The sequence below is a fragment of the Mesorhizobium sp. P3_A2 genome (assembly GCF_056403115.1).
Genome location: NZ_JBFUGC010000006.1, coordinates 161975 through 187514 on the forward strand (window position 1 = coordinate 161975; position 25540 = coordinate 187514).

Annotated in this window: 22 protein-coding genes; 9 read left to right on the plus strand and 13 right to left on the minus strand. The window is 59.3% G+C overall.

Annotated elements, in window-relative coordinates; all coding sequences use genetic code 11:
- The first annotated feature begins 12 nt into the window (after positions 1-12).
- Complete coding sequence (locus tag AC1DXM_RS15890; protein WP_477234041.1) at positions 13-696, plus strand: class I SAM-dependent methyltransferase; 684 nt, start codon at positions 13-15, stop codon at positions 694-696.
- A gap of 6 nt (positions 697-702) precedes the next feature.
- Complete coding sequence (locus AC1DXM_RS15895; protein WP_477234043.1) at positions 703-1488, plus strand: methyltransferase domain-containing protein; 786 nt, start codon at positions 703-705, stop codon at positions 1486-1488.
- Positions 1489-1542: 54 nt separating this feature from the next.
- Here the strand turns inward: AC1DXM_RS15895 and AC1DXM_RS15900 are convergent, their stop codons facing one another.
- The 7 genes from AC1DXM_RS15900 to AC1DXM_RS15930 form a co-directional block, all read right to left on the minus strand.
- Complete coding sequence (locus tag AC1DXM_RS15900; protein WP_477234045.1) at positions 1543-2325, minus strand: class I SAM-dependent methyltransferase; 783 nt, start codon at positions 2323-2325, stop codon at positions 1543-1545.
- 140 nt (positions 2326-2465) lie between these two features.
- Complete coding sequence (locus AC1DXM_RS15905; RefSeq protein WP_477234047.1) at positions 2466-4985, minus strand: hypothetical protein; 2520 nt, start codon at positions 4983-4985, stop codon at positions 2466-2468.
- Positions 4982-5914: a lysylphosphatidylglycerol synthase domain-containing protein gene (locus AC1DXM_RS15910; RefSeq protein ID WP_477234048.1), complete on the minus strand. Its 933-nt coding sequence runs from the start codon at positions 5912-5914 to the stop codon at positions 4982-4984. Before AC1DXM_RS15910 ends, AC1DXM_RS15905 begins: the two co-directional genes overlap by 4 nt.
- Positions 5915-5918: 4 nt before the next feature.
- Entirely contained in the window at positions 5919-6542 is a 624-nt protein-coding gene (locus AC1DXM_RS15915) for a class I SAM-dependent methyltransferase (RefSeq protein WP_477234050.1), read from the minus strand.
- Positions 6543-6555: 13 nt separating this feature from the next.
- The gene (locus tag AC1DXM_RS15920) at positions 6556-7563 is read right to left on the minus strand and encodes a glycosyltransferase family 2 protein (protein ID WP_477234052.1); all 1008 of its coding nucleotides are present in this window, start codon (positions 7561-7563) and stop codon (positions 6556-6558) included.
- A 335-nt stretch (positions 7564-7898) separates the two neighbouring features.
- Positions 7899-8654 carry an ABC transporter ATP-binding protein gene (locus AC1DXM_RS15925; protein WP_477234054.1) on the minus strand — a complete coding sequence of 252 codons (756 nt, stop codon included), beginning with the start codon at positions 8652-8654 and terminating at the stop codon, positions 7899-7901.
- 7 nt (positions 8655-8661) lie between these two features.
- The gene (locus AC1DXM_RS15930; protein WP_477234056.1) at positions 8662-9516 is read right to left on the minus strand and encodes an ABC transporter permease; all 855 of its coding nucleotides are present in this window, start codon (positions 9514-9516) and stop codon (positions 8662-8664) included.
- A gap of 474 nt (positions 9517-9990) precedes the next feature.
- Here AC1DXM_RS15930 and AC1DXM_RS15935 point away from each other — a divergent pair, with 474 nt between their 5' ends.
- The 3 genes from AC1DXM_RS15935 to AC1DXM_RS15945 all read left to right on the plus strand — a co-directional run bounded on the left by AC1DXM_RS15935 (position 9991) and on the right by AC1DXM_RS15945 (position 13637).
- Positions 9991-11979 (plus strand): SDR family NAD(P)-dependent oxidoreductase, encoded by a 1989-nt coding sequence (locus AC1DXM_RS15935; RefSeq protein WP_477234058.1) that lies wholly within the window; start codon positions 9991-9993, stop codon positions 11977-11979.
- Positions 11980-12141: 162 nt separating this feature from the next.
- Positions 12142-13074, plus strand: coding sequence for a glycosyltransferase family 2 protein (locus AC1DXM_RS15940; RefSeq protein WP_477234060.1), 933 nt, complete (start codon positions 12142-12144; stop codon positions 13072-13074).
- Between the two features lie 23 nt (positions 13075-13097).
- Entirely contained in the window at positions 13098-13637 is a 540-nt protein-coding gene (locus AC1DXM_RS15945; RefSeq protein ID WP_477234062.1) for a sugar transferase, read from the plus strand.
- Here AC1DXM_RS15945 and AC1DXM_RS15950 read toward each other — a convergent pair.
- Both AC1DXM_RS15950 and AC1DXM_RS15955 read right to left on the minus strand, forming a co-directional pair.
- Complete coding sequence (locus AC1DXM_RS15950) at positions 13628-14578, minus strand: NAD-dependent epimerase/dehydratase family protein (RefSeq protein WP_477234064.1); 951 nt, start codon at positions 14576-14578, stop codon at positions 13628-13630. The two genes, AC1DXM_RS15945 and AC1DXM_RS15950, sit on opposite strands and share 10 nt — an antisense overlap.
- Entirely contained in the window at positions 14575-15858 is a 1284-nt protein-coding gene (locus tag AC1DXM_RS15955) for an O-antigen ligase family protein (RefSeq protein WP_477234066.1), read from the minus strand. Before AC1DXM_RS15955 ends, AC1DXM_RS15950 begins: the two co-directional genes overlap by 4 nt.
- A gap of 475 nt (positions 15859-16333) precedes the next feature.
- Here AC1DXM_RS15955 and cysD point away from each other — a divergent pair, with 475 nt between their 5' ends.
- Genes cysD through cysQ form a run of 3 tightly spaced genes read left to right on the plus strand, consistent with a single transcriptional unit; the run spans position 16334 to position 19981 of the window.
- The gene (cysD, locus tag AC1DXM_RS15960) at positions 16334-17239 is read left to right on the plus strand and encodes a sulfate adenylyltransferase subunit CysD (RefSeq protein WP_192256445.1); all 906 of its coding nucleotides are present in this window, start codon (positions 16334-16336) and stop codon (positions 17237-17239) included.
- A gap of 2 nt (positions 17240-17241) precedes the next feature.
- The gene (gene cysN, locus AC1DXM_RS15965; RefSeq protein ID WP_477234068.1) at positions 17242-19179 is read left to right on the plus strand and encodes a sulfate adenylyltransferase subunit CysN; all 1938 of its coding nucleotides are present in this window, start codon (positions 17242-17244) and stop codon (positions 19177-19179) included.
- Between the two features lie 10 nt (positions 19180-19189).
- Positions 19190-19981, plus strand: coding sequence for a 3'(2'),5'-bisphosphate nucleotidase CysQ (gene cysQ, locus AC1DXM_RS15970; RefSeq protein ID WP_477234369.1), 792 nt, complete (start codon positions 19190-19192; stop codon positions 19979-19981).
- 159 nt (positions 19982-20140) lie between these two features.
- On the opposite strand, the gene AC1DXM_RS15975 is transcribed toward cysQ, so the two are convergent.
- From AC1DXM_RS15975 to AC1DXM_RS15990, 4 genes are all read right to left on the minus strand, one after another.
- Positions 20141-21283: a DegT/DnrJ/EryC1/StrS family aminotransferase gene (locus AC1DXM_RS15975; protein WP_477234070.1), complete on the minus strand. Its 1143-nt coding sequence runs from the start codon at positions 21281-21283 to the stop codon at positions 20141-20143.
- Positions 21284-21577: 294 nt separating this feature from the next.
- A complete protein-coding gene (locus tag AC1DXM_RS15980; RefSeq protein ID WP_477234072.1) occupies positions 21578-22501 on the minus strand; it encodes a carbohydrate kinase family protein in 924 nt (307 codons plus the stop codon).
- Positions 22498-22944, minus strand: coding sequence for an RbsD/FucU family protein (locus AC1DXM_RS15985; RefSeq protein WP_477234074.1), 447 nt, complete (start codon positions 22942-22944; stop codon positions 22498-22500). The genes AC1DXM_RS15980 and AC1DXM_RS15985 overlap by 4 nt, the downstream gene beginning before the upstream one ends.
- On the minus strand, positions 22945-24171 hold the full coding sequence (locus tag AC1DXM_RS15990) for an ROK family transcriptional regulator (protein ID WP_203278002.1): 1227 nt from the start codon (positions 24169-24171) through the stop codon (positions 22945-22947).
- Between the two features lie 264 nt (positions 24172-24435).
- Here AC1DXM_RS15990 and AC1DXM_RS15995 point away from each other — a divergent pair, with 264 nt between their 5' ends.
- Positions 24436-25413 (plus strand): substrate-binding domain-containing protein, encoded by a 978-nt coding sequence (locus tag AC1DXM_RS15995; RefSeq protein ID WP_477234371.1) that lies wholly within the window; start codon positions 24436-24438, stop codon positions 25411-25413.
- Positions 25414-25540 lie beyond the last annotated feature (127 nt).

Sequence of the window (25540 nt, forward strand, 5' to 3'; positions counted from 1 at the left end):
GAAAAAATAGCAATGGCTGAATTCCATTTCGTCGAAGACTACGAAAAGCACGTCGCGACGCTCATGCGCAATCATCCGATTGACGAAGCAATGTCGCTCGCCGTCGGCGGCGCCTATGACATTGTCGGCCGTATTGAAGCCGAAATCCTCATAAGGAACGGTCTGCGCGACGGGATGCGTCTAGCCGATATCGGTTGCGGTTCCGGGCGTGGGGCGGTTGCACTCGCAAGACGCTTGCGCATCGACTATGACGGCTATGATATCATTCAGGCCTTGCTCGAGTATGCCAGGAGCAAGACGCCCGACAACTACAAATTCCACATGAACAGGGGGGTGAAAATCCCGGCGCCGGACGCGACGTTCGATTACATTTGCGCTTTCAGCCTGTTTACCCACCTTCTGCATGAAGAGACGTTCATCTATATGCGCGACTGCCACCGTGTGCTGAAGAAGGGCGGCAAGCTGCTTTTTTCATTCCTGGAGTTTCGCATGGCCGCCCTCTGGCCAATTTTTGAGGCAACTGTGAAGCAATACGAGGCCAGTACTCGCCCGCATCTCAACATGTTCCTGGAGCGTGAAGTCATTGAGGTTTTCGCCGCCAGGATAGGCTTCAAGGTGGAGAAATTTATCGACGCCGACGCCCCCGTTCTCGATGAACACAAACTCGGCCAGTCGATGTGCGTGATGGTGAAATAGGGTCAGATGCGACTATTCCAGAACTCTCCCCCTGCGCTAGGACGACGGACGAGGAAGATCACTTCGGCGTTGAATCTTGCCGGAAAGGGCATCGAATACGGTCCCTTGCACGCAGCACTCTTACGGAAGCCGCATTACGATGTTTCCTACGTGGACCATGCCGATCGCGCTTCCTTGGCACAACATTATGCCAACGATCCCAACGTCGATGTCAGCCTGATCCCCGAGATCGACATCGTCACCGGCGGCAAGCTGATTTCTGAATTTCTCCCAAAGGAGTCGATCGACTACATCGTGGCGTCGCATGTCATGGAGCATGTGCCCGATTTGCTGGGTTGGCTCGAGGCGAATCTGCAGGTGCTCAAGCCCGGCGGCCGGATCGCCGTCGCGTTTCCGGATAAACGTTACTGCTTGGACCTGAAACGAAAAAGCAGCATGGTTTCTGATCTCGTTGCCGCCTATCTTGAGAAGCGGACCATGCCAAGTTTCCAGCAGGTTTGCGACCACTTCTGGAATGTCAGCAAAGCTAATGCGGTAGATTGTTGGAGCAAAACTATTACTTCTGAAAATGCGGAATATATAATTGATAGAAACGATATATTAGACATACTCCGAGATATGAAAATTACGGGGGGCTACATCGATTCTCATTGCTGGGTGTTTGCTGATTTTGAGTTTCTTGATTGCATTAATTTCATACGAAATATAATAAAAGGTTCTTTTGAGGTTGTGTCATTCTCTCAAACGCAGCCAAACGAGCTGGAATTCTATGTGACACTCAGGCGGCTTTAATATCTTAGCCATTCTCATTAAATCACGAAGAGTAAGTGTGAAGAAGACAAAGTTTCACGCTTTGTGCGCCACCAGAGCCAATGCCGGGCCGTTCGGATGCCCGGGGTGATCGAATTCGATTGCTTCCACACTGAAGCCGAAATCAGCGATCGCGCGCATCAGGGAATCGCGAGTAAGCCAAAACGCCCATGGCTTTGCACCGCCGCAGAAGCCGGCCCATTTGAGCGCCTCCTGATAGTTGCGCCTGGATACCGTATATGACGTACCGCTGACCTCGATCTCGTACGGCTTCTCAAACTGCTTGGCCAGATTTCCTCGAGTACGCAACGAGTCGTCGTAGTAGTGCGTCCAGAGGAAGAGCGTATCGGACACACGCGCAATGTTGCGGAGAAGTTCGATAGGGTGGGTCATATGATATAGTATGCCTGACGCTAGGCATACATCGAAGCGTTCGCCGGTTTCCGACAAATACGTCATCGCGTCGCCGTAGAGAAACCGTGCACGATTGAGGTCGAAGATTTCCTTCACACAGAGACATTTCAGATAGGATCGCGAATTGGATTCGACGGCGAGTATCGATTCCGCTCCTGCTTGATGCATCATATAAGTGTGTCCCGCCTCCAGCGGTCCAAGCTCCAGGATGCGCTTACCAGAAAATCCCCCAATGATTTTCGAAAGCCATTCGATGCGCGCATCCTCAAATAGGGCGGCGCTTCCAGGAGTCGTTGTTGCGCCGGCAGACGCCGGAAATTTGGACGACCATTCGTCTTTGAAAATATCAACTGCATTTTGGGCGCTTGGCGCAGTCGCGACGTATGCGTCTAGAATGTCCATCATGTCCTCTAACATCCTATGCTGGAAGGACCCTAGCAGCCTGCGAGGCCCCGGTCACGCCGGCTCTCTCGCTCGCACAGGGTTTGCTCGGATTTTCAAAATCTCAACTCACGCCGCGGCACATTCGTCGGCCTGAATCACCTTCAATCGCCCCAGCCCCAACTCCCTGTTCGTGGCCTGGAAGTTCTGCCATTCACCATGATTAGGAGAATGACTGAGGCTGCAAAGCCGGCCATGCAAAATTCCAGCGTTTTCTGCAAGTGATTGCTATCGTAATAGAAGCGAATCTTGCTTTGTCCGCTCACCTCAACGGCGGGAAAGAAATCTAGAAACTTTTTTAGTTCTACGGGCTTTCCATCTAGCGTGGCTCGCCAATACTTATTGGTGCGAATGGGGAACACAACCCAACCATGGGTTGCGCCAAAATATTCCACCGTCACGTCGTCCGGTTGATACGTCGCAAGGCGAACAGGCCCAAAATCCGCTTCCGGTTGCCCGTTCAACGCAGTCACATAATAGCCGGAACCTGAAACTGCACGATTTTCGATAACGTCAATGCCCAGTTCTACCGGCGTGATCGTAAAATTCGGGGGAAGGCGAGTTTTCTCAATAAGCCGCATTTTTGGAATGCCCGGAAATACACTCGAACCAATTTGATAGGTTGCCCCTCCTGCGGTTTCGAAGGCCCATGCACTGAGCATCTTCTCGCTATCGGGTTTGGTCATTGAAATGACGTACCGATAGGTTCCGGCCACAAGAGGAACGTCTCGATTGAAACCAAAGGTGGCGAATTGGTTGTTTCGTATCGCCTCCGGCTGTAATTCAGCGTGAGCCACGAGGAGTTCACCTTGGTAAAGGTCAAATATCAATGCCGACGGGGCGAAGTCCTGATCATAGGTTCCGAATAACACCTGCACTTTCGCAACCATGATGGGCTTATCGATTAACAAGTTTCCTTTGAGGGCGCCTTTATTAAGGGGAACAGTCGGTCGATGGCCAATGCCGGCGGTCTCATGAGCTAAATCAGTGCAACCTTCTTTGACGAGAAAGAAACGGACAGCGGCGTAGATAATCCCCCGGCTGGAGAAATTAATGTCGGAGCATTGAATGATGGAAGCCGTATATGTTGTCTGATAGGAAGCTACGATGTCTGCGGCTATCTGTTTCTGAGCATCGGTACGAAACCCGTGAGCAAACAATTCTGGCAATCGATAGTTTGACAAAACCCCTGAGACAACGAAGCTGCCGTCTGCAATAACGCTTTGACCTGGGATGATCTTAGATAAGACATAAGTTAGCGACGGTGTTTCTGGGAAAAAAGTTTCGATGTCGGGTCGAGAATTAAATTGCTTGAAGGAGTAACCAAGATTAATTGCTTGAAATAGGCATATAAATAGTACGACATGTATTCGATATGACCATACGTCCTTTGACGAGGGAGAAAGTATTGAGCTGATCGAATACGAAGATAATATAGATACTGACAATCCAAATAATATAGAGGCTCTACTCCACGTGTTGACGTCAAAGCTAGGAATTAGTTTCACGAGTTTGGCGGGTGCTACGCCAAATGCAGTCGCCAACGTGAAAATTGCCACCAGAAACCCAAAGACTGCAAATCGATTAGGTGACTTGAAAATAAAATATAGCGCAAAGATAGCAAGGATAGCAGCGAGTAGTCCCGCTGAGAAGGTACGCTCGACGCCTAGATGATTCACAAAGTCAGAACCAAACATGTAGATTATGTCGTAGGGTGTGAAGATCGTTCCGCCTGATCGAATCGACAAATCAGTTGAATCGAGAATGTCTTTAACTTGCAAAAGGCCGGGGAGGGCGAGGAATGCACCTGCAATGCCTGCGCATCCTAGCCCAATAATTCGCCTGACTGGAATCTGTTTGATGCCGGCGATCCAGAACTCGGCAACAAGGACTACGGCTCCTAGCATCAGGGACGAGATGACTCCAAGGACGGCCACAAACGGAAAGCCGCCCAAGCCTATCAAGGCTACACTGAGAGTGAACCCCAAGGCCCAACTCAGGCGGCCTGTCTGCCAATATCGAAGCTGAGTGGCGAGAACCCAGGGGATAAGTGCGCTCGTTGTCAGGTGCGGCCAATGTGCCCAGGCGATGTTGAAACCGCAAAATGCGAATACCATGGCGCCGAAAACTGCCGCCCAGCGATTGCCGAACATGAAAGACAGCAGAAAATAAGCGCCGAAGGCAGCCAGCAGATAATTCGCCAGAATTGCGAACGTGTAACCCATAGCCTCGTTCGGCGTGAGGGCATAAATTAGAAAGGGTATCGAAAGGCCTTCATAAATAGGCGATTGGATACCCGCTGCACCCAGTTGATGGAGGGGATTCCATAGAGGGATATGCCCTTCCCATAGCTCTCGCCTAAACTCCCGCCAATTTGGAAGGCGGTGATCCAATGCGTCAGAACGCTCCGGATTGACAAGTGGGGTATCGATCCCGGCGTTATCCCATCCTGGATAGGCTAACAGCAGATCCATTGGTGCCAGCGTTTGCCGAAAAGGATTCACGCCCACGATACTCAGCACGAAAACGAGAAGAAGCACCATCGAAGTGACGTGTCGCAAAAATGGGGCCTGTTCCAGCAAATGGCTGCCTTGCACGGGTGTCCCCCTCATTTGCGTATTCATACACTCTTCCCCTTTTGCAATATCAACTCTGCCAGGGCGACCAGGCAGTCTCCAAGAACGGTGACAAGCCGGTTGCCGAGCGCAACCGCCGTAGCCGCTGGAGGCGGCAGACCCGCAGCAGTAAGGCCCGTAATGAGAGCGGCCTCGCGCACGCCAAGCCCTCCCGGCGCTCCCGGAACGATAAAGCCAATGAGCCAGGCGGCCGCTCCTATGCCGATCAACTCAGCCATGTGGCCCGCATCGTTTAGAGTCCTGGACAGCGCAACGATCAGCAACCCATTGCCAATGAAAAACAGGGCATAGAGAAAAAAAGCTTCGGCAGATGCGAGAAGTGCTCTGCCGCCGCGCTCCGCCATCCTGATGCGGAAAGAAAATACCATCCCGATCGCAAGCGCCAAAAGACCGGCGACGATCAATCCCACAATCAATGTAGGGTTATCGGGGCCATACCGCGCATATGCGTCTTGGAAAACCGGCCACGCCAGCAATGCGCCCAGCGCCCCGGCGGCAAGAACTATGACGGACAATTCTCCTATCTGTGCAAAGGCAAGCGCCTTGCTCGATGCCCCGGCATTGCGGGTAAGGGTAAAGCGACCAACCATATGCATCACGTTGCTCGGCAGGTATTTGTAGATCTGCGTCCTTCCAAAAATGGCAAGCGCGCGACCCAATCCAAGCGATGGTCCGTCGACGACAACCAGGAACCGATACCAAGCGATACCGACCAGTTGCAGAATAACGGCATAAGCGATTGCACAACCTAATATGGCGATCAAAAAAAGTGGCGAGATGAGCTGTCGTTGCAGATCACCGAAGGAGCGGTGGATCGCCAGCCCCACGAAGACAAGCGCTGCAAGGCTGACGGCCAGCCCCCCAAAGCGAACTATGGACTTTAACTTGCTGCCTTTGGCCGGCGGTGCCGTCTGCATTATCCTAGTCACAACGACAGAGGACCATGGTCCAGGGGAGCGGCTTGCGCGCCTCCACGATCTTCAGCGATTTGCTTAGCAGCTTGATGAAGGACGCAGATGACCAGTGCTGGATATGCCCCGGCGTATTTCCAAAGCTCGTGATGTATTTACCTCTGGCGACATTAAGTGCCCGCCAGATGGGCTCCCGTGGCACGCTGACGAGAAGGTACGGTTTGGCAAGAGATTTGAGCACTGAAAGTGCCTGTTCAGTATCGGGGATATGCTCGAGAACTTCGCAACATATCACCAATTCGGCCGAAGCGACTTCCGGTGTCAGGTCGAAAAGCGAGCGGGTTTCGAATATTGGCTCCAGTCCGCGCTGGGTGCATTGCTCGTTGGCCTCCGAAACACTGACAGCTTCCAGGTCGCTACCGCGGACATTCCAGCCTTGATCATGAAGGCGAATGGATAGATTTCCCTCGCCACAGCCGACCTCGTACGCGTTGCGAACGCCTGTCTTTGCTGTCAGCGTGTCGAAACTGCTCAGAAAGCCATCCATGAGATATCGTGCGATCGGATTCCGGGTATTGTACTTGTCATAATAATTGCCCGGAACGTTGTCGTATGCTGTCGGCGCTTCGCTCATTATAGTATTCCGCTTATTTTCCCTGCGTCTCGGATTTACGGGCTTCACGATTTACTGAAGATGATCGGGCCAATGCAGCGCCTCGATGCTCTTGCTGCAATTGCCTGATCCTGATTTCTTCGAGAATCTGTCGATTAACCGCGATTAGTTCGGCAAGGATCCCACTCATGACAAGGATGCCAGCAAGGGCAAGCAAGGCGCTGGAAAGGACGAGTGACTGGATGTTGCCACTGCCTTCGCCCCTCAAGTAATTGAAAAGGAACCGGACGATCATGATTAAGCCCGGTGTGGCAACTATAGCCGCACACACCGTGAAGAAGCGCAGCGGGCTATAGACGACAAAGATCCTCACAACCGTTATCAGGGAACGCCGCACATAGCTTGGTATGCTCTTGACCAGCCGCGAGGGCCGAAGATCGCCGTTCACGCGGATCGGCACGGAGGTAATCGGAATGTTCCTGCGTCCTGCCTGGATGATCGTTTCCAGCGTATACGTGTAGCGGTTGAAGACGTTGAGCTGTATCGCCGCGTCGCGGTGAATGGCACGGAAACCGCTCGGTGCATCGGGGATCGTCGTGCCGCTGGCAAGCGTGACGACTAGGCTTCCCAGCTTCTGCAGGAATTTCTTGATGGGAGAAAAATGCTCTATCTCACTGATCGGCCTTGCGCCAACGACGATCTGAGCCTTTTTTTCTAGTATAGGCCGGAGGAGATCGGGAATGCAGGAGGCATCGTACTGGTTGTCTGCATCGGTGTTGACGATAACATCAGCGCCGAGTTTCAACGCTGTTTCAATACCGGCCATGAAGGCTTTGGCAAGTCCCTGATTGTGGTGCAATGAGACCACGTGTTCCACGCCGTTTTCCCGGGCAACCTCCACTGTGCGGTCAGTGGAGCCATCGTCTATTACGAGCCACTCCACCGTGTCGAAACCCGCGACCTGACGTGGAAGATCAGCAAGCGTAATGGCGAGTGTTCCCTCCTCATTCAAGCATGGGATCTGAATAATAAGCTTTGACAATCCACTCTTCTCTTCTTCTCTCGACACCCGTCGGCTACCGTTCTCAGTATGGGCGTAAAGAACTTTGCCCCCGCGCGCTACCCGCTTTCTGCAGCCGTTAAGGACGGCGCCAGGATTTCGCGCCTCTACGGAACTTCTCACCGAGTGGAGCGCGGTATCGGGGCGCTTGATTTGGCCTGCACACGATCGACGGCAATGTGCCGTTCATTTGCGTCCAGCCCAGCGCAATCGTCGAACGGCTGGATCTGCTTGGCAGAGCTCGGAGTTGATCGCAATGGTGCTTGGTGTGGCAGCTAGCCCAGCGCAGCAGTTTTGATGAAGCCTGTCGTCAAGAATTATCTTGGTCGCGACAAAGCAGTTTTTCCAACTTGTGAGGTTTTGACCGGCTTCGTCGTAAGCGATTCCACCCGGCCACTTTTGAGCGTCAGCTTTTTTGTGCATACGCTTTCGATCAGGCTCTCATTATGGCTTGCCAGAACGATGATGCCTGCCTTTTCCGCGAGTTCGTCCATACGCCTTTTGGCCTTGTCCTGAAAAGAGGCGTCGCCCGCTCCGATCCATTCATCCATCAGCAGGATCTCCGGATCGAGCGACGTTGCCATTGAAAACGCAAGCCGCGCGGCCATGCCTTGACTGTACGCCTTGAACGGCAGGTCAATGAAGTCGCCGAGCTCGCTGAAGGCAATGATGTCCTCCATTTTTTCCTCGATCTCGGCTTCCGTCCATCCGTTGATCAACCCACGCAGGACGATGTTCCGGCGCCCGGTGGCTTCGCGGCGAAAGCCTATGTTGATGTTGAACAGGGCGTCGACCTTGCCTTCAATGGCTATGCTTCCTCCGGATGGCTCGTAGATGCCATATAGCACCTTGAGAAGTGTTGTCTTGCCGGCTCCGTTCGGGCCGACTAGGCCCAGTCGGTCGCCAGCCTTGAGCTCGAAACTGATGCCGTCGAGAGCTTGCACAAACTGCTTTCTGCCTGAGCCTTCAATTCTGCCGCCTGGCCCGCCCACACGCCGATCGGGCGCGGAAAGCGTCAGCTTCTCATGCAGTTTGTAGACCAAGCTAATATTGTGCAGTTTTATGGAAACCATCGAAAACTCAGATGATGAAGACGACTTGCTTGCGATACCGGCCAAGCAGCAGCAATGCAATCGCCCATACAGTCAGAGAGATGATGCCGGTTACAGCGAAAGCGTGCATTGGCAATTCGTCACTGATGATCGGAACTCGAACAATCTCCAGAAAATAGGTGAACGGGTTCCAGTGATAGGCATATTTTTGAATGCCCTCTTGCCCATCATACACCCAAAAAACGGGCGTAAAAAACATGCCAACCCGCATCATGTTGCCGACGATGAACTCGCTGTCCGGGAAGAAAGCGCCAAGGAAGGCGAAGACGGTGATAACGGCTGGGGTGGCAATCAGGATCATGAGCAGTCCCACGAACGACCACAGCCAACCAGCACTGAGCCCGGACCCGCTCAGGAACAGAATGACAACGCAACCCACGATCGCATAGCCCGCGCGTATAATTGATTGCAGCGCCAAGCGCATCACATACACAAACAACGGCAGCGTGGTACCTTCTATGAAGCTCTCTTCGCGTTTGAAGAGCGACACGCTCAAGCTGATGACCTCCATCAGGTAGAACCACACCAGAAGGCCGATGGCGACATAGGCAGCATAGCCCGCAGCATCGTTGCCGGCGGGCTGGAACACGAAAACGAAGGTGCCCACGAACGCGACGTAGTTGACCAGCAGCCAAAGCGGGCCGAGCGTCGTGCGTCTGTGCTGGTCGCCGATATCTTCGTGAGCAAGCGCAATCCAGACCCGGTGCAGCTTCATGGCCTTGCTGATATCGTCGACAGCGCCGTTTAGTGCCGCAATCATCGTTCCTAGTGTCGCATTCTTTTGTTGTTGTGCATCATTTCCCATGGCCGTCAGACCAGCCAAAGGCGCCCTTCATAGTCATTGCGGCGCGCATTTGGCAACGCATTGCGTCGCAATGAAGTCACGATGGACCACGAATCGCTTGCGACAGGTCGACGCCCCGTCCCTCGATATCGCAATCGGCGCGCTGTGCGAATCGTAAATTCTTGCCTCTGACTATGAGCAGAGGCGCATCCTGGCACTTGGCCACAATTGCTTTCCAGTCAATGCCGCGCCCGTCTGAGGGCGCGCCGTCTGCCCCAGCGGCTCGATATTTTGCGAAACTTGGTGCAAACCTCGTTCGTTCAATTATTTTCAATCCCTTAACCAAAGGGTCCGCCAAAAAAATATGTGGCGATAACTACAACTCCACGCTATGCGATACAAAGCGGCGGGGCTGGGGATTGGCACTCCAAACAGGTGATCGGTGACGGGTTTCCGTCGCTCTCGCACTACGCTAGTGTCCAAGTCCTTGCGCCTGGAGTTCAGTACTACCCAATGACATCCTATGTAGAAGTCGTTTCCGGACTTCGGCCGAAGATGCGGCGCGCCATTATAATGATCCAGGACCTGGTCATGGTCTTGGTCGCGGTGGCGCTGAGTCTCGGGCTTTCGCAGTCGAGACTTTCATTCGATGCGCTCTCCTGGCCGGGCCTGGCGTGCTGGGTGAGCATTGTTCTGCTCAGCCATCTCTTGTTTCGCTATTGCGGTCTCTACAACACCGTGTGGCGCTTCGCCTCCACGCCCGACTTCTTCAACATCCTGAAGAGCTGCGCGATCCTGACCGTCACGCTCTATGTCGTCTCGCTGGCGGTCCGATGGTTTCAGCCGGTGACCGGCCTCAACGAGCGCCAGTTCATCGTCTTTTTCCTCGTCTCGTTCACCATCATTTCGGCGCCGCGGCTTTACTACCGGTTTCTGCGCGACGGTGCGAGCTGGCGAATCCTGAGCCGCAACGCGAGCAATGTTGCGATCAAGCAGGCGCTGTTCGTCGGCAGGCTCGGCGAAGCCGACGTCATCATCAGGTTCACGCGCACGGCAGCGCCGGCCGAGTATTCCATCGCCGGCATCATGGCCATCGAGAACGGCGCGCCGTTGGGCACGCAGATCCAGGGCGTCCCGGTGGTGGCCGTGCGGCCCCACCTGGTCGAGGTGCTGGAAGAATATGCAAGAGGCACCAGAAGCCTCGACATGCTGATTTTCGGCAATGGCACCGAGCGCGAGATCGAGGAGTATTCGGAGCTGGTCCGTGTCGCCCGCCACAGCGGCATCGCCGTCGTCCAGTTCTCCGGCGTCTCGGAACTCGGGCAGGGCGGAAAGCTGGTCCTCGACGCTGTCGAGATGGAAACGATCCTGCGCCGCTCCACGGTTCCGTCGGACGTTGAGCGCATTGGCGGCTTCGTCAGCGGCAAGCGCGTCCTGGTGACCGGCGGCGCCGGCTCAATCGGTCGCATCCTGGTCAAGCGGTCGCTGGAACTCGGTGCCGAGGCGGTTCTGGTTGCCGACATCTCGGAGTTCGGGATTTTCCAGCTCGACCAGCAGGTCGACGAGAAGGATCATGCCCGGCTCAAGAGCCGTATCGTCGATGTCACCGACCGGCGCCAGATCACCCGCGTCGTCAGCGACTTCAAGCCCGACATCATCTTCCACGCCGCCGCGCTCAAACATGTGCCGCTGCTCGAGGAGAACTGGGAATCGGCGATCCAGACCAACATTTTGGGCACCCTCGTCTGCGCCGAAGTTGCCGCCAAATGCGGGGTGCCGCAGTTTCTGCTGATTTCCAGCGACAAGGCGGTCGATCCGACCTCGGTGCTCGGCATGACAAAGCGCGCCGCCGAGCAGATCGTCTCTTCGCTGCACGAAACGCACGCCACCGAACCCAATGGCCGTCGCTCCGGCACCAAGTTCATCGCCGTGCGGTTCGGCAATGTCTTCGGCTCCAACGGTTCGGTCGCCACCATCTTCCAGGCGCAGATCGAGGCCGGCGGGCCGGTCACCATCACCGATCGCCGCATGACCCGCTACTTCATGACGGTGGCCGAAGCCGTCGACCTCGTCATCATGTCGGCCGCCGATGCCGAGCGGCGCCAGGGAAAGGACGATTACGCCATCTACATGCTCGACATGGGCAAGCCGGTGCCGATCCTCGAAGTCGCCGAAACCATGATCCGCATGGCCGGCAAAAGCCCCTACACCGACATTCCGATCCGTTTCACCGGGATCAGGCCGGGCGAGAAGCTTCACGAGGTGCTGCATGACGGCAATGAGGAGATTGTCGCGCTCGATATCCCCAAGATCTTCGGCCTGCGAACCGATGTCGTGGGGTGGTCCAGGGTCCAGGCAGCGCTGACGTCGCTGCAGGCGGCCATGCGCGATCAGGACAAGGCCGCTGCGCTCGACGTCATGGCGGGGCTCCATCAGGCGGAAGAGCCTCAAGCCGACGCGCGCCGCGAAACCGTTCCGAAAACAGTCGGGCAAGCGGGCTAGAGCAATTCCAGGAAAAGTGTGAAGCGGTTTTCCCTGGAAAAGCGTGTAGCGCTTTCCCTGAGGAATTGCGTACAAACAAACATGCTGTCCTGATCGACCGGGATTGGCTATTGAAACCAATCCGATGGCCGTTCCCAGGCGCTTGCAGATGATTCTGAACCAGTGAGCAGACAAGATCAGCGCGTGGCCGTGCTGCTGGGCACAAAAGATGGCGCGGCTTTCCTTGACGAGCAGCTCGCATCGCTGCTTGCGCAGTCGCATCCTCTTGTCGACCTCTGGGTCTCCGACGACGGGTCGACGGATGGCACTTCTGCCATCATCGGCGCCTGGCAGAGCCGCTGGTCCAAAGGTCGGCTGACCCTGTCGAACGGTCCTCGCCACGGCTTTGCCGCCAACTTCCGCTCGATGATCATCGATGCGCGCATCGATGCCGACTACTACGCCTTCTGCGACCAGGACGACATCTGGGAGCCGGACAGACTGGAGAGCGCTATTGCCTGGATGCAAGGGCACGATGCCGAAACACCGCTGCTGTTTTGCTCGAGGACCGCGACCATGTCCGAAACCGGAGCAGCGCAAGGCTATTCGCCGCTGTTCCTAAAGCCGCCGTCCTTTCGCAATGCGCTCGTGCAGAGCATTGCCGGCGGCAACACCATGATGATCAACCGCGCGGCGCGAAAGTTGCTGGCAACGGCATCGGCAAGAACCGAGTTCGTCAGCCATGACTGGTGGACCTATCTGATCGTCACCGCTGCCGGCGGCATTGTCCGCTATGACCCGCGGCCGCTGGTGCGCTACCGCCAGCATGAGGCAAACCTGGTCGGCGCCAACGTGTCGTGGAAGGCGCGGCTGTCACGGCTGGGGCGCCTGTTCAAGGGCGAGTTCGCCGTCTGGACCGATCACAATCTGAACGGCCTGGCGGTCAATCGCGACATCCTCAGCAGGGATGCCGCCGCTTGCCTCGGCCTGTTCATCAGGGCGCGCAAGGGCGGTGTCTTGCGACGCCTGCGTCTTCTCAGGAAAAGCGGCGTCTACCGGCAGACGGTGGCTGGCACGCTTGGGCTCTATCTGGCCTTCATCTGGCGGCGGATCTAGCGAATGGTCTCTCAGAGATGGCCATGAGGGGACCCAAGCGAGCTTTCGACCTCGTCGTGGCGGCGGTTCTCTTGCCGCCGACCTCGCCCGTCATCCTGCTTGCCATGCTGGCAATCAGGCTGTCGTCGCCTGGACCCGCATTGTTTTCTCAAACCCGGGTCGGACAGAATGGCGCGCTGTTTCGTTGCCACAAGCTGCGGACGATGGTTGTGGGAACGCCGTCTCTGCCCTCGCATCAGGCGCCGGCAAACTCCGTCACTGCTGTTGGCGCGGTGCTGCGAAAATTCAAGATCGACGAGCTGCCACAGCTGTGGAATGTGCTGAAGGGCGAGATGAGCCTGGTCGGGCCGCGTCCGTGCCTGCCCACGCAAACCGAGCTGATCGAACGCCGTAGGCAATTGGGTGTGCTTGCGGCGCTTCCGGGCATTACCGGGCTGGCGCAGATGAAAGGCATCGACATGTCGGACCCGAAACTTTGCGCCGAGACCGATGCCGAATATCTCACGATGGCCTCGATCGGTCTCGATATCCGCATTCTTGTAGGCACGATCTTCTATCGCTGAGCAGCACCCGATTTGTAGCGGCGCGCGAGTTCGGTCAATTGTTCGACCGTATCGGTCCGCGGCGCCCAGCCTTCGGAAACCAGCAGGGATGGATCGCAAATCTGTGTCGCTGTGATCGCGTCCCATGCTTTGCGCTTGCCCAGTAAGGTCAACACTGCCCGCATCAGGCCGGCAGGCACTCTAGACAGCCGCAATGAGTAGCCAAAACCGTTCCGGAACGCCCCGATGATTGCCGAGACCGGGAGAGGAGGGAGATCGCAGGTGACATAGATGGGGCGAAGCGGCTGCTGACGGCTCAACAGATACACCGCAGTCCGAGCTGCCGCCTCGCATGACATCAGCGATCGTACGCCGCTGAAGGCCGCCGCCGGCAGCGACAAGGCCATAGGCATGCCGCCCAGGCGCATCAGCGTCGCCAGGTTTCCCTTCATGCCTTCGCCATAGATCGACGGCAGGCGCAGCGCCGTGGCATCGGTAGGTCTGGACGCATAGGCTTCCAGCATCCTGATCTCGCCTTCGCGTTTCGAGCGCCCATAGGCGCATTGCGGGGCTGGCGGCGTCGCCTCGCTGATCGTCCCGCTGAAAACGGGACCGACCACTGCCCGGATCGATGACAAATAGATGAAGCGCCCGCTGGCCTGCGCGGCGGCCGTGCGCGCCAGCTGTTCGGTCAGTGTCGCATTGGCGGCCAGGAAGTCGGCCTCGCTCGCCTTGCGGTCATTGTTGAGAGCCGCACAGTGGACGACATGGGTGATATCTCGCATCAGCGCCTGGAATGCCTGGGCCGGCGCGTCGAAGTCCGGCAGCAGCACGGCATCCCTCGCGGGATCGAGCCGTTCCGGGTAACGCGATGCCATGCGCACCTCGAACCCGGCTTGGCCGAGCTGGTTGACGACCTGCCTGCCGATGAAACCCGTCGCACCTGTGACCAGCACTTTCACGGCTGGCTTGCCTGCGGCGTCGAGGCCGGTTCGGGCAACGCCTGTTGGCGGCCGGAAGCAAGATAGGTCCCGGATACCAGGAACACCATCAGTGTCGAATCGAGGATGTCGTGGCCGACCAGGATGCCGGTCAGGCCGCCGATGAGATAGGTGATCACGGTAACGACAATCATCGTGGCGCCGAACCGCTCGATCGTATCGGTGCTGGCGCGCAGCACGACGGCCGCATTTCTTGCGGCAACGACGAAAATAGCCGCCAAGGTTATGGCGCCAAGCAGCCCCGCCTGCACCAATGCGGTGAGGAAGCCGTTGTGGAAATGGCTGAAACCCACGGACGGCATGTTGAACTGATTGTGGAATCCATCCTCTATCAGCTCACGGCTTGCAGCAATGCCGTGACCGAAAATCGGCATGTCGCGGAAGGCGCTGAGGCCGATCTGCCAAAGCGCGGCGCGGAAGCCGAGTGCCGTGGTGTGGTCACCTTTCGTGGCCAGTGCATTCCAGTCGCTGAAAAGGAAGGCTGCGCGCTCGGAAATGATGGGGAATCCGACGGCGGCGATAACCACGCCGATCGCGCCCGCAATCAGCAGCAGACGAATGGTATTTCGGCTGGTGAGCCTGCGACGGTTGATAAGCGGGACGGCAACGCCGGCCACCAGCATCGCCAGCCAGATGATCCGCGACTCCGAATAGAGGATGGCGACCGTCCCGGCCAGCGCCGCGCAGGCCAGCAAGGCTTTGTTCTTTTCGATGCCAGACAAGGCGCCCGCCAGGCACATCATCACACTGAGGCAGGTGACCGTTGCAAACACGATCGCATTGCCGGCGCCGCCTTCGGCCCGCATGCCCAGCCAGTAATATTGGACGATCGCCAGCAGCAGGGCGCCAAAACAGGCGGCAGTACTCGCCAGCACGACGATGCGCGCCAGCGTGGTTTTCTCGGTAATGCTCCAGGTCGCGTATGACACGGGGAAAAACAGGAAGGTGATCAGCCCCGCCAGATGCGGCACATCCCTGGCGATCGAATTGTTGACGATGGAGGCGAGCACGCAGGCTGCGCAATAGGCATAAATGGCGACCGTCATGGCGGTCATCGGCTGGTCGATGTTGAAGCGCCGTCTTTTCAGCGCAAGCAGAAACACCGACCACAGGCCGCCGCCATTGAACACAAAGCTGACCGCCGACCCCAACACAGGCGGGCAAAAAAAGCAGAGGATGGAGAAGGTGATGTTGATCCGTGACGGCGAGAGGTGCTGCTTGATGGTGGAAATCGGGGTCAATGCTCTGGTTCACAATGCGCTGGGGTCGCTTGGCGACGGACGGTGTTTGGTGGCGACTTTTTTGCAGCATCCCGCCCGGCGCGGGTTCAGGAGCCGGTATAGCGGCTGGGTCCGGTTTTCGATAGTGCGGCGAGGATCTTGCGGCCATCGAAATCGGTGGCGTGGCCGCATCGCATAACGGAAGCATCCATCGGCCCGACCGTTTTCCCGAGGGTTCCGCCAAGATTTTTCACGGCCTTTGAGGGCCATCAATCTGTCGGGCAGAAATTTCCGGATTCCGGGCTTTTCGTGGAAAATTCGTTCCTTATCGGCTTGGCCGCCGGCCTTTCCAGCGTTGTTATATCAGGTGGCGATCTGCTAGAACGCCGGCACGAACCGATAGTGTCCAGCGGTGAAGCTTGAACCGGGCGGCTGAAAAAGACGCCCGATCCATCTGATGCAAGGTCTGGATGGCACGAGAGAACGCTCACAGTCCATGAACATTGCGCTTACGCATTTGCAGCGGCTCGAGGCCGAATCCATCCACATCTTCCGTGAGGTTGCTGCCTCCTTCTCCAAGCCGGTGATGCTCTATTCCGTCGGCAAGGATTCCTCCGTGCTAATGCATCTGGCGATGAAGGCCTTCTATCCGGCCAAGCCGCCTTTCCCCTTCCTGCATGTCGACACCACCTGGAAGTTCCGCGAGATGATCGCCTTTCGCGATCAGATGGCGCAGAGGCTCGGCTTCGACCTGCTCGTCCACGTCAATGAAGACGGTGTGCGCGACGGCATCAACCCCTTCGACCACGGCTCGAACACCCACACCCATGTGATGAAGACCGTGGCGCTGCGCCAGGCGCTCGACAAATACGGTTTCGACGCCGCGTTCGGCGGAGCGCGGCGCGACGAGGAGAAGTCGCGCGCCAAGGAGCGCATCTTTTCCTTCCGCAACGCCCAGCATGTCTGGGACCCGAAGAACCAGCGGCCGGAAATGTGGAAGATCTTCAACACCCGCATTGCGCCGGGCGAATCGATCCGCGTCTTTCCGCTGTCGAACTGGACCGAACTCGACATCTGGCAGTACATTCTGCAGGAGAACATACCGATCGTGCCGCTCTATTTCGCCAAGGAGCGGCCGGTGGTCGAACGCGACGGCATGCTGATCCTCAAGGACGATGACCGCATGGCGCTGCGACCCGGCGAGACGGTCGAGAACCGGCTTGTGCGCTTCCGCACGCTCGGCTGCTATCCGCTGACCGGCGCTATCGAATCCGACGCCGACACGCTGGAAGCCATTGTCGGCGAGATGCTGACGGCACGCACCTCCGAGCGCCAGGGCCGCCTCATCGATCGCGATGAAGCCGGCTCGATGGAAAAGAAGAAGCGCGAGGGGTATTTCTGAGTATGCGCCACATCCTGGCCAAGAGCCTCGCCCCCACCGATGGCATCCGCGAATACATGGCGGCACAGGAGAAGAAGTCGCTGCTGCGCTTCCTCACCTGCGGCTCGGTCGACGACGGCAAGTCGACGCTGATCGGCCGCCTTCTGTCCGACACCAAGCAGATCTTCGAGGATCAGCTCGCCGCGCTCGAACGCGATTCGCGCAAGCACGGCACCACCGGCGACGACATCGACTTCGCGCTTCTGGTCGACGGCCTCGAGGCCGAGCGCGAGCAAGGCATCACCATCGACGTCGCCTACCGCTTCTTCGCCACGCCCAAGCGCAAGTTCATCGTCGCCGACACGCCCGGCCACGAACAATACACCCGCAACATGGCGACCGGCGCCTCGACCGCCGATCTCGCCATCGTGCTCATCGATGCGCGCCAGGGTGTGCTGCGCCAGACCCGGCGCCACTCGATCATCGCCTCGCTGCTCGGCATCCGCCACATCGTGCTGGCCGTCAACAAGATCGATCTCGTCGATTTCGACCAGGCGGTGTTCGATCGCATCGTCGAGGACTACCGCCAGTTCTCGCATGAGCTCGGCTTCCAGACGATCGTGCCGATCCCGATGTCGGCCCGCTATGGCGACAACGTCACCAGCCGCTCCGACAAGACGGCGTGGTATTCCGGCCCGTCGCTGATCGAGCATCTCGAAACCGTGTCGGTCGACGAGGCCGCCGTCGAATTGCCGTTCCGGTTTCCGGTGCAGTATGTCAACCGACCCAATCTCGACTTCCGCGGCTTTGCCGGCACCATCGCGTCCGGTCAGGTTGCGCAGGGCGACGAGGTGGTCGTCGCAAAATCCGGCAAGGCCTCGCGGGTCAAGCGCATCGTCGCGCACGGCGGCGATCTCGCCCAGGCCGTCGCCGGCCAGGCCATCACCCTTGTGCTCGACGACGAGGTCGAGGTCTCCAGAGGCAACTTGCTGGTGTCGCCCGCGGCACGGCCGCAGGTCGCCGATCAATTCGCCGCCAACATCGTCTGGTTCGACGAGGCAGCGCTGCTGCCGGGCCGCTCCTACATCCTGCGCACCGAGACCGACCAGACCAGCGCCACCGTCACCGACCTAAAATACCGCGTCAACGTCAACGACTTTGCCCGCGAGGCGGCAAAGTCGCTCGACATGAACGAAGTCGGCATCTGCAACATCTCGACCCGCGCGCCGATCGCCTTCGACACCTTCGCCGACAACCGCACCACCGGCGCTTTCATCCTGATCGACCGTATCACCAACGCCACCGTCGGCGCCGGCATGATCCTGCATACGTTGCGCCGCGCCGAAAACATCCACTGGCAGTCGCTCGATGTCGGCAAGCGCGGCCGCTCCGACCTGAAAGGCCAGCGCCCTGCCGTGTTCTGGTTCACCGGGCTTTCCGGCTCGGGCAAGTCGACCATCGCCAATTTGCTCGAGAAGAAGCTGTTCGCCTCGGGACGCCACACCTACATTCTCGACGGCGACAATGTCCGCCACGGCCTCAACCGCGATCTCGGCTTCACCGATGCCGACCGCGTCGAAAACATCCGCCGCGTCGCCGAAGTGGCCAAGCTGATGGCCGATGCCGGGCTGATCGTCATCGTCTCCTTCATTTCGCCGTTCAGCGCCGAGCGCCGCATGGCGCGCGAACTGATGGCCGATGGCGAATTCGTCGAGGTGTTCGTCGACACGCCGTTCGAGGAATGCGCCAGGCGCGACCCGAAGGGCCTTTACGCGCGGGCGCTGAATGGCGAGATCAAGAACTTCACCGGCGTCGATTCACCGTATGAAGCCCCGGAAAAACCGGAAATCCATCTTAAGACACTCGGCAAGACGGCCGAGGAGATGGTAGAGGCTCTGGAACACTGGCTGAACGAGCGCGACATTGCTGAAGACCAATACGAAGCCGGCGGCGGCATCTGACGACGAGGTGATGCTGGCCGTATTCGAGCGCCTGGCGCTCGAAGCAGGACGCGAGGTGATGCGGGTCTTCAAGGCCGGTTGCGCGGTCGACAGCAAGTCCGATGCCTCGCCGGTGACGGAAGCTGACCGCGAGAGCGAGACGATCATCCTTGCCGGCCTGCGTGCGGCTTATCCCGACATTCCCTGCGTGGCCGAGGAAGAGGTCGCCGCCGGCATTGTGCCGCCTGATCTCGATGGCGCCTTCTTCCTGATCGATCCGCTCGACGGCACCAAGGAATTCGTCAACCGCAGGACCGATTTCACCGTCAACATCGCGCTCATCCGCGACGGGGTGCCGGAAGTCGGCGTCGTCTTCGCGCCGTGCAGCGGCCGCTTCTTTTCGGGACGGCCGGGCAGGGCGGAAGCAATCGAAGTCGACGACGATTACCGGATCGTCGGCCGGCGGCGTATTTCGGTCAGGACGGCGGTGACGCCGCTCGCCGTCGTGGCCAGCCGCTCGCACAACACGCGGGAGACCGAAGCCTTCATCAGGGACCTCGGCGCCGCCGAGATCGTCTCGGTCGGCTCATCGCTGAAATTCTGCCTGCTCGCCGCCGCCGAAGCCGACATCTATCCGCGCTTCGGCCGCACCATGGAATGGGACACCGCGGCCGGCGACGCCGTGCTGCGCGCCGCCGGCGGCATGACGCGCACGCTGGACGGCGACCCGCTCACCTATGGCAAGCGCGAGCAGAGCGACGACGAGGATTTTGCCAACCCGCATTTTATCGCGAGCGGGAAGGCAGCGGATGCAAACGCGTAATCTCCCCCCTTGAGCGGGAGATGGCCGGCAGGCCAGAGGGGGTCGCCGCGCGTGAAGCGCCAACCTCTTTCTGTAGTAAGGAGGCCGAGCCCGGTCGAACCGACCCCCTCTGTCGCCTTCGGCGACATCTCCCCCCTCGAGGGGGGAGATCATCTAGTCCTACGCCGCCGCTACATGCGCCGAGTTCGAGCCGATATAATTGCGGATCGTCTCGATGATGCGGTCCTGGTCGGCTTCGCCGAGATAGGGGTGCATCGGCAGGCACAGGATACGCTTCGGCAGGTCCTCCGACACGGCAAGGCCGGTCGGCGTGCGCGGATAGTCGCGGTAGGCGACCTGCTCGTGCAGCGGCTTCACATAATAGATCACTGACGGGATGCCCTTTTCGCCCAGATGCGCCCTCAAGCCGTCGCGCTTCGGCGTTTGGATGGCGTATTGCGCCCAGGCCGAGCGGCCGCCACCCAGATTGCGTGACGCCTTGACGATGTCGCCGAGACCTTCGGCATAGCGCTTGGCCACCGCCTGGCGGGCGACCATCTCGTCTTCGAGGATGGCAAGCTTTTCGATCAGGATCGCCGCTTGGATCGTGTCGAGGCGTGAATTGATGCCGACGCGAACATTGTCGTACTGCGTTTCGCCCTTGCCGTGGAAGGCAAACGATCTGAGCTGGTCGGCCAGCGCATCGTCATTGGTGAACATCGCGCCGCCATCGCCGTAGCAGCCGAGCGGCTTTGCCGGATAGAAGCTGGTCGAGCCGACATGGCCAAAGGCGCCGCACATTGTGCCGTCGGCTGAGCCGCCGATCGACTGCGCCGCATCCTCGATCACCAGCAGCCCTTCGCGCTTGGCGATCGCCATGATCGCATCGTAGTCGGCGGCAAGTCCGAACAAATCGACAGGAATGATCGCCTTCGGCTTCAGCCGGCCTTCCTTCTTGATCATCGCGATCGCCGCCTCGAGACTGGCGATGTCGATGTTGTAGGTCTCGGCGTCGACATCGACGAACACCGGCTCGGCCTTGGCCAGCGCCACCACTTCCGCCGTCGCGGCGAAGGTGAAGCTCGGCACGAACACCGCGTCGCCCGGGCCGATGCCGGCGGCAAACAGCGGCAGCAGCAGCGCGTCGGTGCCGTTGGCGCAGGCCACGACATGCTTGGTGCCGACATAGGCGGCGAGCTTGTTTTCGAATTCGGTTACCTGCGGCCCGAGGATGTAGCGGCCTTCCTCGACGACATTGTCGATCGCGGCCTTCAGCCGGTCGCGGATACGTTCGCGCTGCGCGCCAAGATCGATGAACTGCATGTCGGCCTCAAAACGGTAATGCGCTCGGCCCAGGGGACCACGATACGCGCAGAAACAACAACTTAACCGGCCCGCTGGTACCAGAGTTGGGCCGGTCGAGAAAGCCGGACCGGCCAGGCGGCCGGCAGCCGAGGTGTCGCAGCCTGTTACCTCAGGTTTTTGCCGCGCTGCAGCAACATGCCGGAAATCCGGGCTTTCCAGGACGTGACGTGGCCAATTTATCGCGTCTTTCCGGCTCGCGGAAACATAAAGTGATCGGCTCTCAGGGCGGCTAGCGGCCGGATAAAACGTGGATCAGGCGATTTCATGCCGCCAGGGCGGATTGGCGCCGGCTCGTGACACCGTCACCGCCGCCGCCTTGGAACCGAGCGCCAGCGCCTGGCGGATGGCGTCCTCGGAAAGGCCGCCCATCTCAGCCTTGGTGAGCAGGCCTTGCTCGTGCAACGAGGCCAGAATGCCGGCATTGAAAGTGTCGCCGGCGCCGACCGTGTCAACCACCTCCACCTTTTGCGGCATTACGGTGACCTTGTGCTCGCGGCTGTAGCCGACAGCACCCTCGCTGCCATGGGTGACGACGATCAGCTTCGGCCCGCGGTCCAGCCAGTTGCGGATGACATCCTCATGCGATCCGGCCTCGCCGAACCAGTGCAGATCCTCATCCGACAATTTCACGATGTCGGCCATCGCCATCATCGAGCGGATGCGACGCAGATGCCTGGCCTTGTCGGGGATGAAGTTCGGCCGGATGTTGGGATCGAGCATCATGACGCGGCGCTGGTGCTCGCGCTTCATGAATTCCTCGTAGGCAGCACCCGCCGGGTCCGAGATCAGGCTGATGGCGCCAAACAGCATGGCTTCGATCTCGGCGCCGAGTTCCGGTAGGTCTTCGATGGTCAGCATCCGCCCGGCGGTGTTCTCGTCGTAGAAAGTGTAGGTCGCCTGACCGTTGGTGAGCCGCACGAAGGCCAGCGTGGTGGGGCGAGGGGAGGTGTGCGCATAGGTGGAGCTGACCTTGCTTGCCCCCAGCGCCTCGCGGAACTGGCCGCCGAACAGATCCGACGACAGGCCGGAAAAGAAGCCGGCGGGCGCGCCGAGGCGGCCAAGCGCGATCGCCGTGTTGAACACCGCGCCGCCGACATAGGGCGCAAAGGCCGGCTCGCCCAGCGTCGTGGTGCGCGGCAGCATATCGATCAGGGCTTCGCCGCAGCAGAGGATCATGCCTTAGGACTTTCCGGCGGATAGATCACGCCTTTGCGGATGATGATGTTGGCGTAGAGCCTAGGTTCACCGGTCGCGACGATCGCATACGCCGACCGGACGCGTGCATAGAAGTCGGCGCCGGCCAGCGCAACCACCTTGCGGCCCGGAGCACGCTTGGTGCAGATCGCCTCGATCTCGCGGTGGACCGGATCGGCAACCGAGGGATCGCCTTTGACCGAGGCACGAAACAGCGCTTCCGGCACGAAGTCGTCCACCGGCAGCACGCTCAAAATGGCGTCGAGCACTGGTATCAGGTGATGACCGTCAGCTCGAACCAGCCGGTTTGCCTGTTCCTCCGCCGGGTAATTGCCGTCGACGAGCGCGATTTCGTCGCCATGGCCCATGGCGCGCAAGGTCGCCAGAAGCTCCGGACCGAGCAGCGACGGAATACCGATCAGCATTCAGGTGCTCCTGGAAATCGTGGTCGAACCGATGAGGAAGCGTTCGGACAGCGGCAGGCTGGCGCCACCCAGCGCGCGGGCATGGATGCCGACGGTGCCTTCGCGCACGTCCGGCAGCTTCAGGCCTTCACCGTCGATCGTGCCGATCGTCTGCCTGACGGCATCGACGAGGCGACGCCGTACCGCGAGCGGCATCCAGCCGTCGATCACCGCGGCCTCGAAATCGATCACCGAGGACGCTGCGACAATGGCGTACGCAAGCGCCCGCGAGGCGCTGGCGATCCAGTCGTCCAAATCGGCGCCGATGTCGCCCCATTCCTGCGGTGACGTCCAGAGATAGGAGCCGTCGATGCCGCGCGCGCTGAGCGCCTTTTCCAGCATGGCGATCGAGGCGACGTCGATGAGCTGCGTCGGCTTGCCGTCCGGTCCCGGCACCGGCATCGAGCCCAGCGCCCCGGCATTGCCGGTTGGCCCGCCGAACAGCCGGCCGTTGAGCACGATGCCGCCGCCGGCAAAGGCGCCGATGTAGAAATAGACGAAGTCGCGCACGCCGCCGGTTTGGCCGAACACCAGTTCGGCGCCACAGGCTGACGTCGCGTCGTTCTGCAGATAGACCGGGAATTCGCATTGCGACTGGATGTCGGCGCGGATGTCGCGATGGCGCCATTCGTCCATGATGTCGCGCGGTGCACCCGCCGTATCGGCCCAGTTCCACAGTTCGAACGGCATGGCGATGCCGAGCCCGGCAATGCGCTTGTCCTGCGCCGGTGTCAGCTCGGCGCGCATCGTCTTCATGCCCGATGTAACGAACTCCACCGTCTCGCGTGGCGCCGGATAGCGGTAGGAGTGCTGCAGCATCGAGCGCACATGCCCAAGGAAATCGATCAGCACCAGTTCGGCGCTGCGGCGGCCGATTTTGAGGCCGATGAAGAAGGCGCCTTCGGGGTTCAGCGCCATCGGGATGGAGGGCTGGCCGATCTTGCCGCGCAACGGCGCCTGGCGCACCAGCAGGCTGTCTTCTTCCAGCTCGCGCATGATGACCGACACGGTCTGCGCCGACAGGCCGGTCATGCGCGCAATGTCTGATTTGGCCAGGCTGCCATGCTGGCGCACCAACGACAGCACCAGCCGCTCATTGTGGTCGCGCATGCCGCTCTGGTTGGTGCCACGGTGGAGACGGCTGGCGGCCGCCTCGGGCGAACCGTGCCTCGCAATGCCGGTCTCCACCCTTGTTCCTTCCCTCGGTTTATTCTCACTGCTTTTGCGGCAGAATGAGTGAACCATGCAATGCTGTCAATAATAAATAAGAGTGATTTAATTATTGACAGCCCCGGCCGACTGGTGTCTTTTGAGGGCGCGTCCACACTGGGAGAACTTCAGTGGATGCGCTCGAGATGCCGGTTGGCGGCATCCGCATGGTTCCATGGGAGGAAGATCGTGACCAAAGCATTATTGAAGTCCACCGTGTTCGCCGCGGCTGGCCTCGGCCTGATGGCGTTTGCCTCTACGGCATCTGCCGCCGGCGTCGGCGCCTGCCTGATCACCAAGACCGACACCAACCCCTTCTTCGTCAAGATGAAGGAGGGCGCGACCGCCAAGGCCAAGGAACTTGGCGTCGACCTCAAGACCTATGCCGGCAAGATCGACGGCGACAGCGAAAGCCAGGTGGCGGCGATCGAAAGCTGCATCGCCGACGGCGCCAAGGGCATCCTGATCACCGCGTCCGACACCCAGGGCATTGTACCGACGGTGAAGAAGGCGCGTGACGCCGGCCTGCTGGTGATCGCGCTCGACACCCCGCTTGACCCGATCGATGCCGCCGATGCGACCTTCGCCACGGACAATCTGGAAGCCGGCAAGCTGATCGGCGCCTGGGCTGCCGCCACCCTCGGCGACAAGGCCAAGGACGCCAAGATCGGCTTCCTCGACCTGACGCCCTCGCAGCCGACCGTGGACGTGTTGCGCGACCAGGGCTTCATGATGGGCTTCGGCATCGATGTGAAGGATCCCAACAAGATCGGCGACGAGGACGATGCACGCATCGTCGGCCATGACGTGACGAACGGCAACGAAGAGGGTGGCCGCAAGGCGATGGAGAACCTTCTGCAGAAGGACAACACCATCAACGTCATCCACACCATCAACGAGCCCGCCGCGGTCGGCGCCTACCAGGCGCTCAAGGCTGTCGGTCTCGAAAGTCAGGTGCTGATCGTCTCGGTCGACGGCGGCTGCCCCGGCGTGAAGTCGGTGACCGAAGGCGTCATCGGCGCCACCTCGCAGCAATATCCGCTGCAGATGGCGGCACTCGGCATCGAGGCGATCGCGGCTTTCGCCAAGGACGGCACCAAGCCGAAGCCGACCGAAGGCAAGAACTTCTTCGATACCGGCGTCAACCTCGTTACCGACAAGCCGGCCAATGGCGTCAAGTCGATCGACACCAAGGAAGGCCTCGCCAAGTGCTGGGGCTGAAGGCTGCCTAACAGCCCGCAAGAACCTGACGGCCGGGGGGCTTGATCCCCGGCCGCTTCGGGTGGACGATGCGTCACTGTAAACGCGAACAATCCCGGCAGCAGACCGGACAGGCGCGAGCGGGTGT

Excerpts from the sequence above, each read along its gene's own strand:
- AC1DXM_RS15975 (WP_477234070.1), bottom strand. The coding sequence starts at position 21,283 with ATGCAGTTCATCGATCTTGGCGCGCAGCGCGAACGTATCCGCGACCGG.
- AC1DXM_RS15935 (WP_477234058.1), top strand. The coding sequence starts at position 9,991 with ATGACATCCTATGTAGAAGTCGTTTCCGGACTTCGGCCGAAGATGCGG.
- AC1DXM_RS15915 (WP_477234050.1), bottom strand. The coding sequence starts at position 6,542 with ATGAGCGAAGCGCCGACAGCATACGACAACGTTCCGGGCAATTATTAT.
- cysD (WP_192256445.1), top strand. The coding sequence starts at position 16,334 with ATGAACATTGCGCTTACGCATTTGCAGCGGCTCGAGGCCGAATCCATC.
- AC1DXM_RS15900 (WP_477234045.1), bottom strand. The coding sequence starts at position 2,325 with ATGATGGACATTCTAGACGCATACGTCGCGACTGCGCCAAGCGCCCAA.
- AC1DXM_RS15905 (WP_477234047.1), bottom strand. The coding sequence starts at position 4,985 with ATGAATACGCAAATGAGGGGGACACCCGTGCAAGGCAGCCATTTGCTG.
- AC1DXM_RS15985 (WP_477234074.1), bottom strand. The coding sequence starts at position 22,944 with ATGCTGATCGGTATTCCGTCGCTGCTCGGTCCGGAGCTTCTGGCGACC.
- AC1DXM_RS15890 (WP_477234041.1), top strand. The coding sequence starts at position 13 with ATGGCTGAATTCCATTTCGTCGAAGACTACGAAAAGCACGTCGCGACG.
- AC1DXM_RS15925 (WP_477234054.1), bottom strand. The coding sequence starts at position 8,654 with ATGGTTTCCATAAAACTGCACAATATTAGCTTGGTCTACAAACTGCAT.
- AC1DXM_RS15980 (WP_477234072.1), bottom strand. The coding sequence starts at position 22,501 with ATGATCCTCTGCTGCGGCGAAGCCCTGATCGATATGCTGCCGCGCACC.
- AC1DXM_RS15910 (WP_477234048.1), bottom strand. The coding sequence starts at position 5,914 with ATGCAGACGGCACCGCCGGCCAAAGGCAGCAAGTTAAAGTCCATAGTT.
- AC1DXM_RS15995 (WP_477234371.1), top strand. The coding sequence starts at position 24,436 with ATGGCGTTTGCCTCTACGGCATCTGCCGCCGGCGTCGGCGCCTGCCTG.
- cysN (WP_477234068.1), top strand. The coding sequence starts at position 17,242 with ATGCGCCACATCCTGGCCAAGAGCCTCGCCCCCACCGATGGCATCCGC.
- AC1DXM_RS15945 (WP_477234062.1), top strand. The coding sequence starts at position 13,098 with ATGAGGGGACCCAAGCGAGCTTTCGACCTCGTCGTGGCGGCGGTTCTC.
- AC1DXM_RS15895 (WP_477234043.1), top strand. The coding sequence starts at position 703 with ATGCGACTATTCCAGAACTCTCCCCCTGCGCTAGGACGACGGACGAGG.
- cysQ (WP_477234369.1), top strand. The coding sequence starts at position 19,190 with ATGCTGGCCGTATTCGAGCGCCTGGCGCTCGAAGCAGGACGCGAGGTG.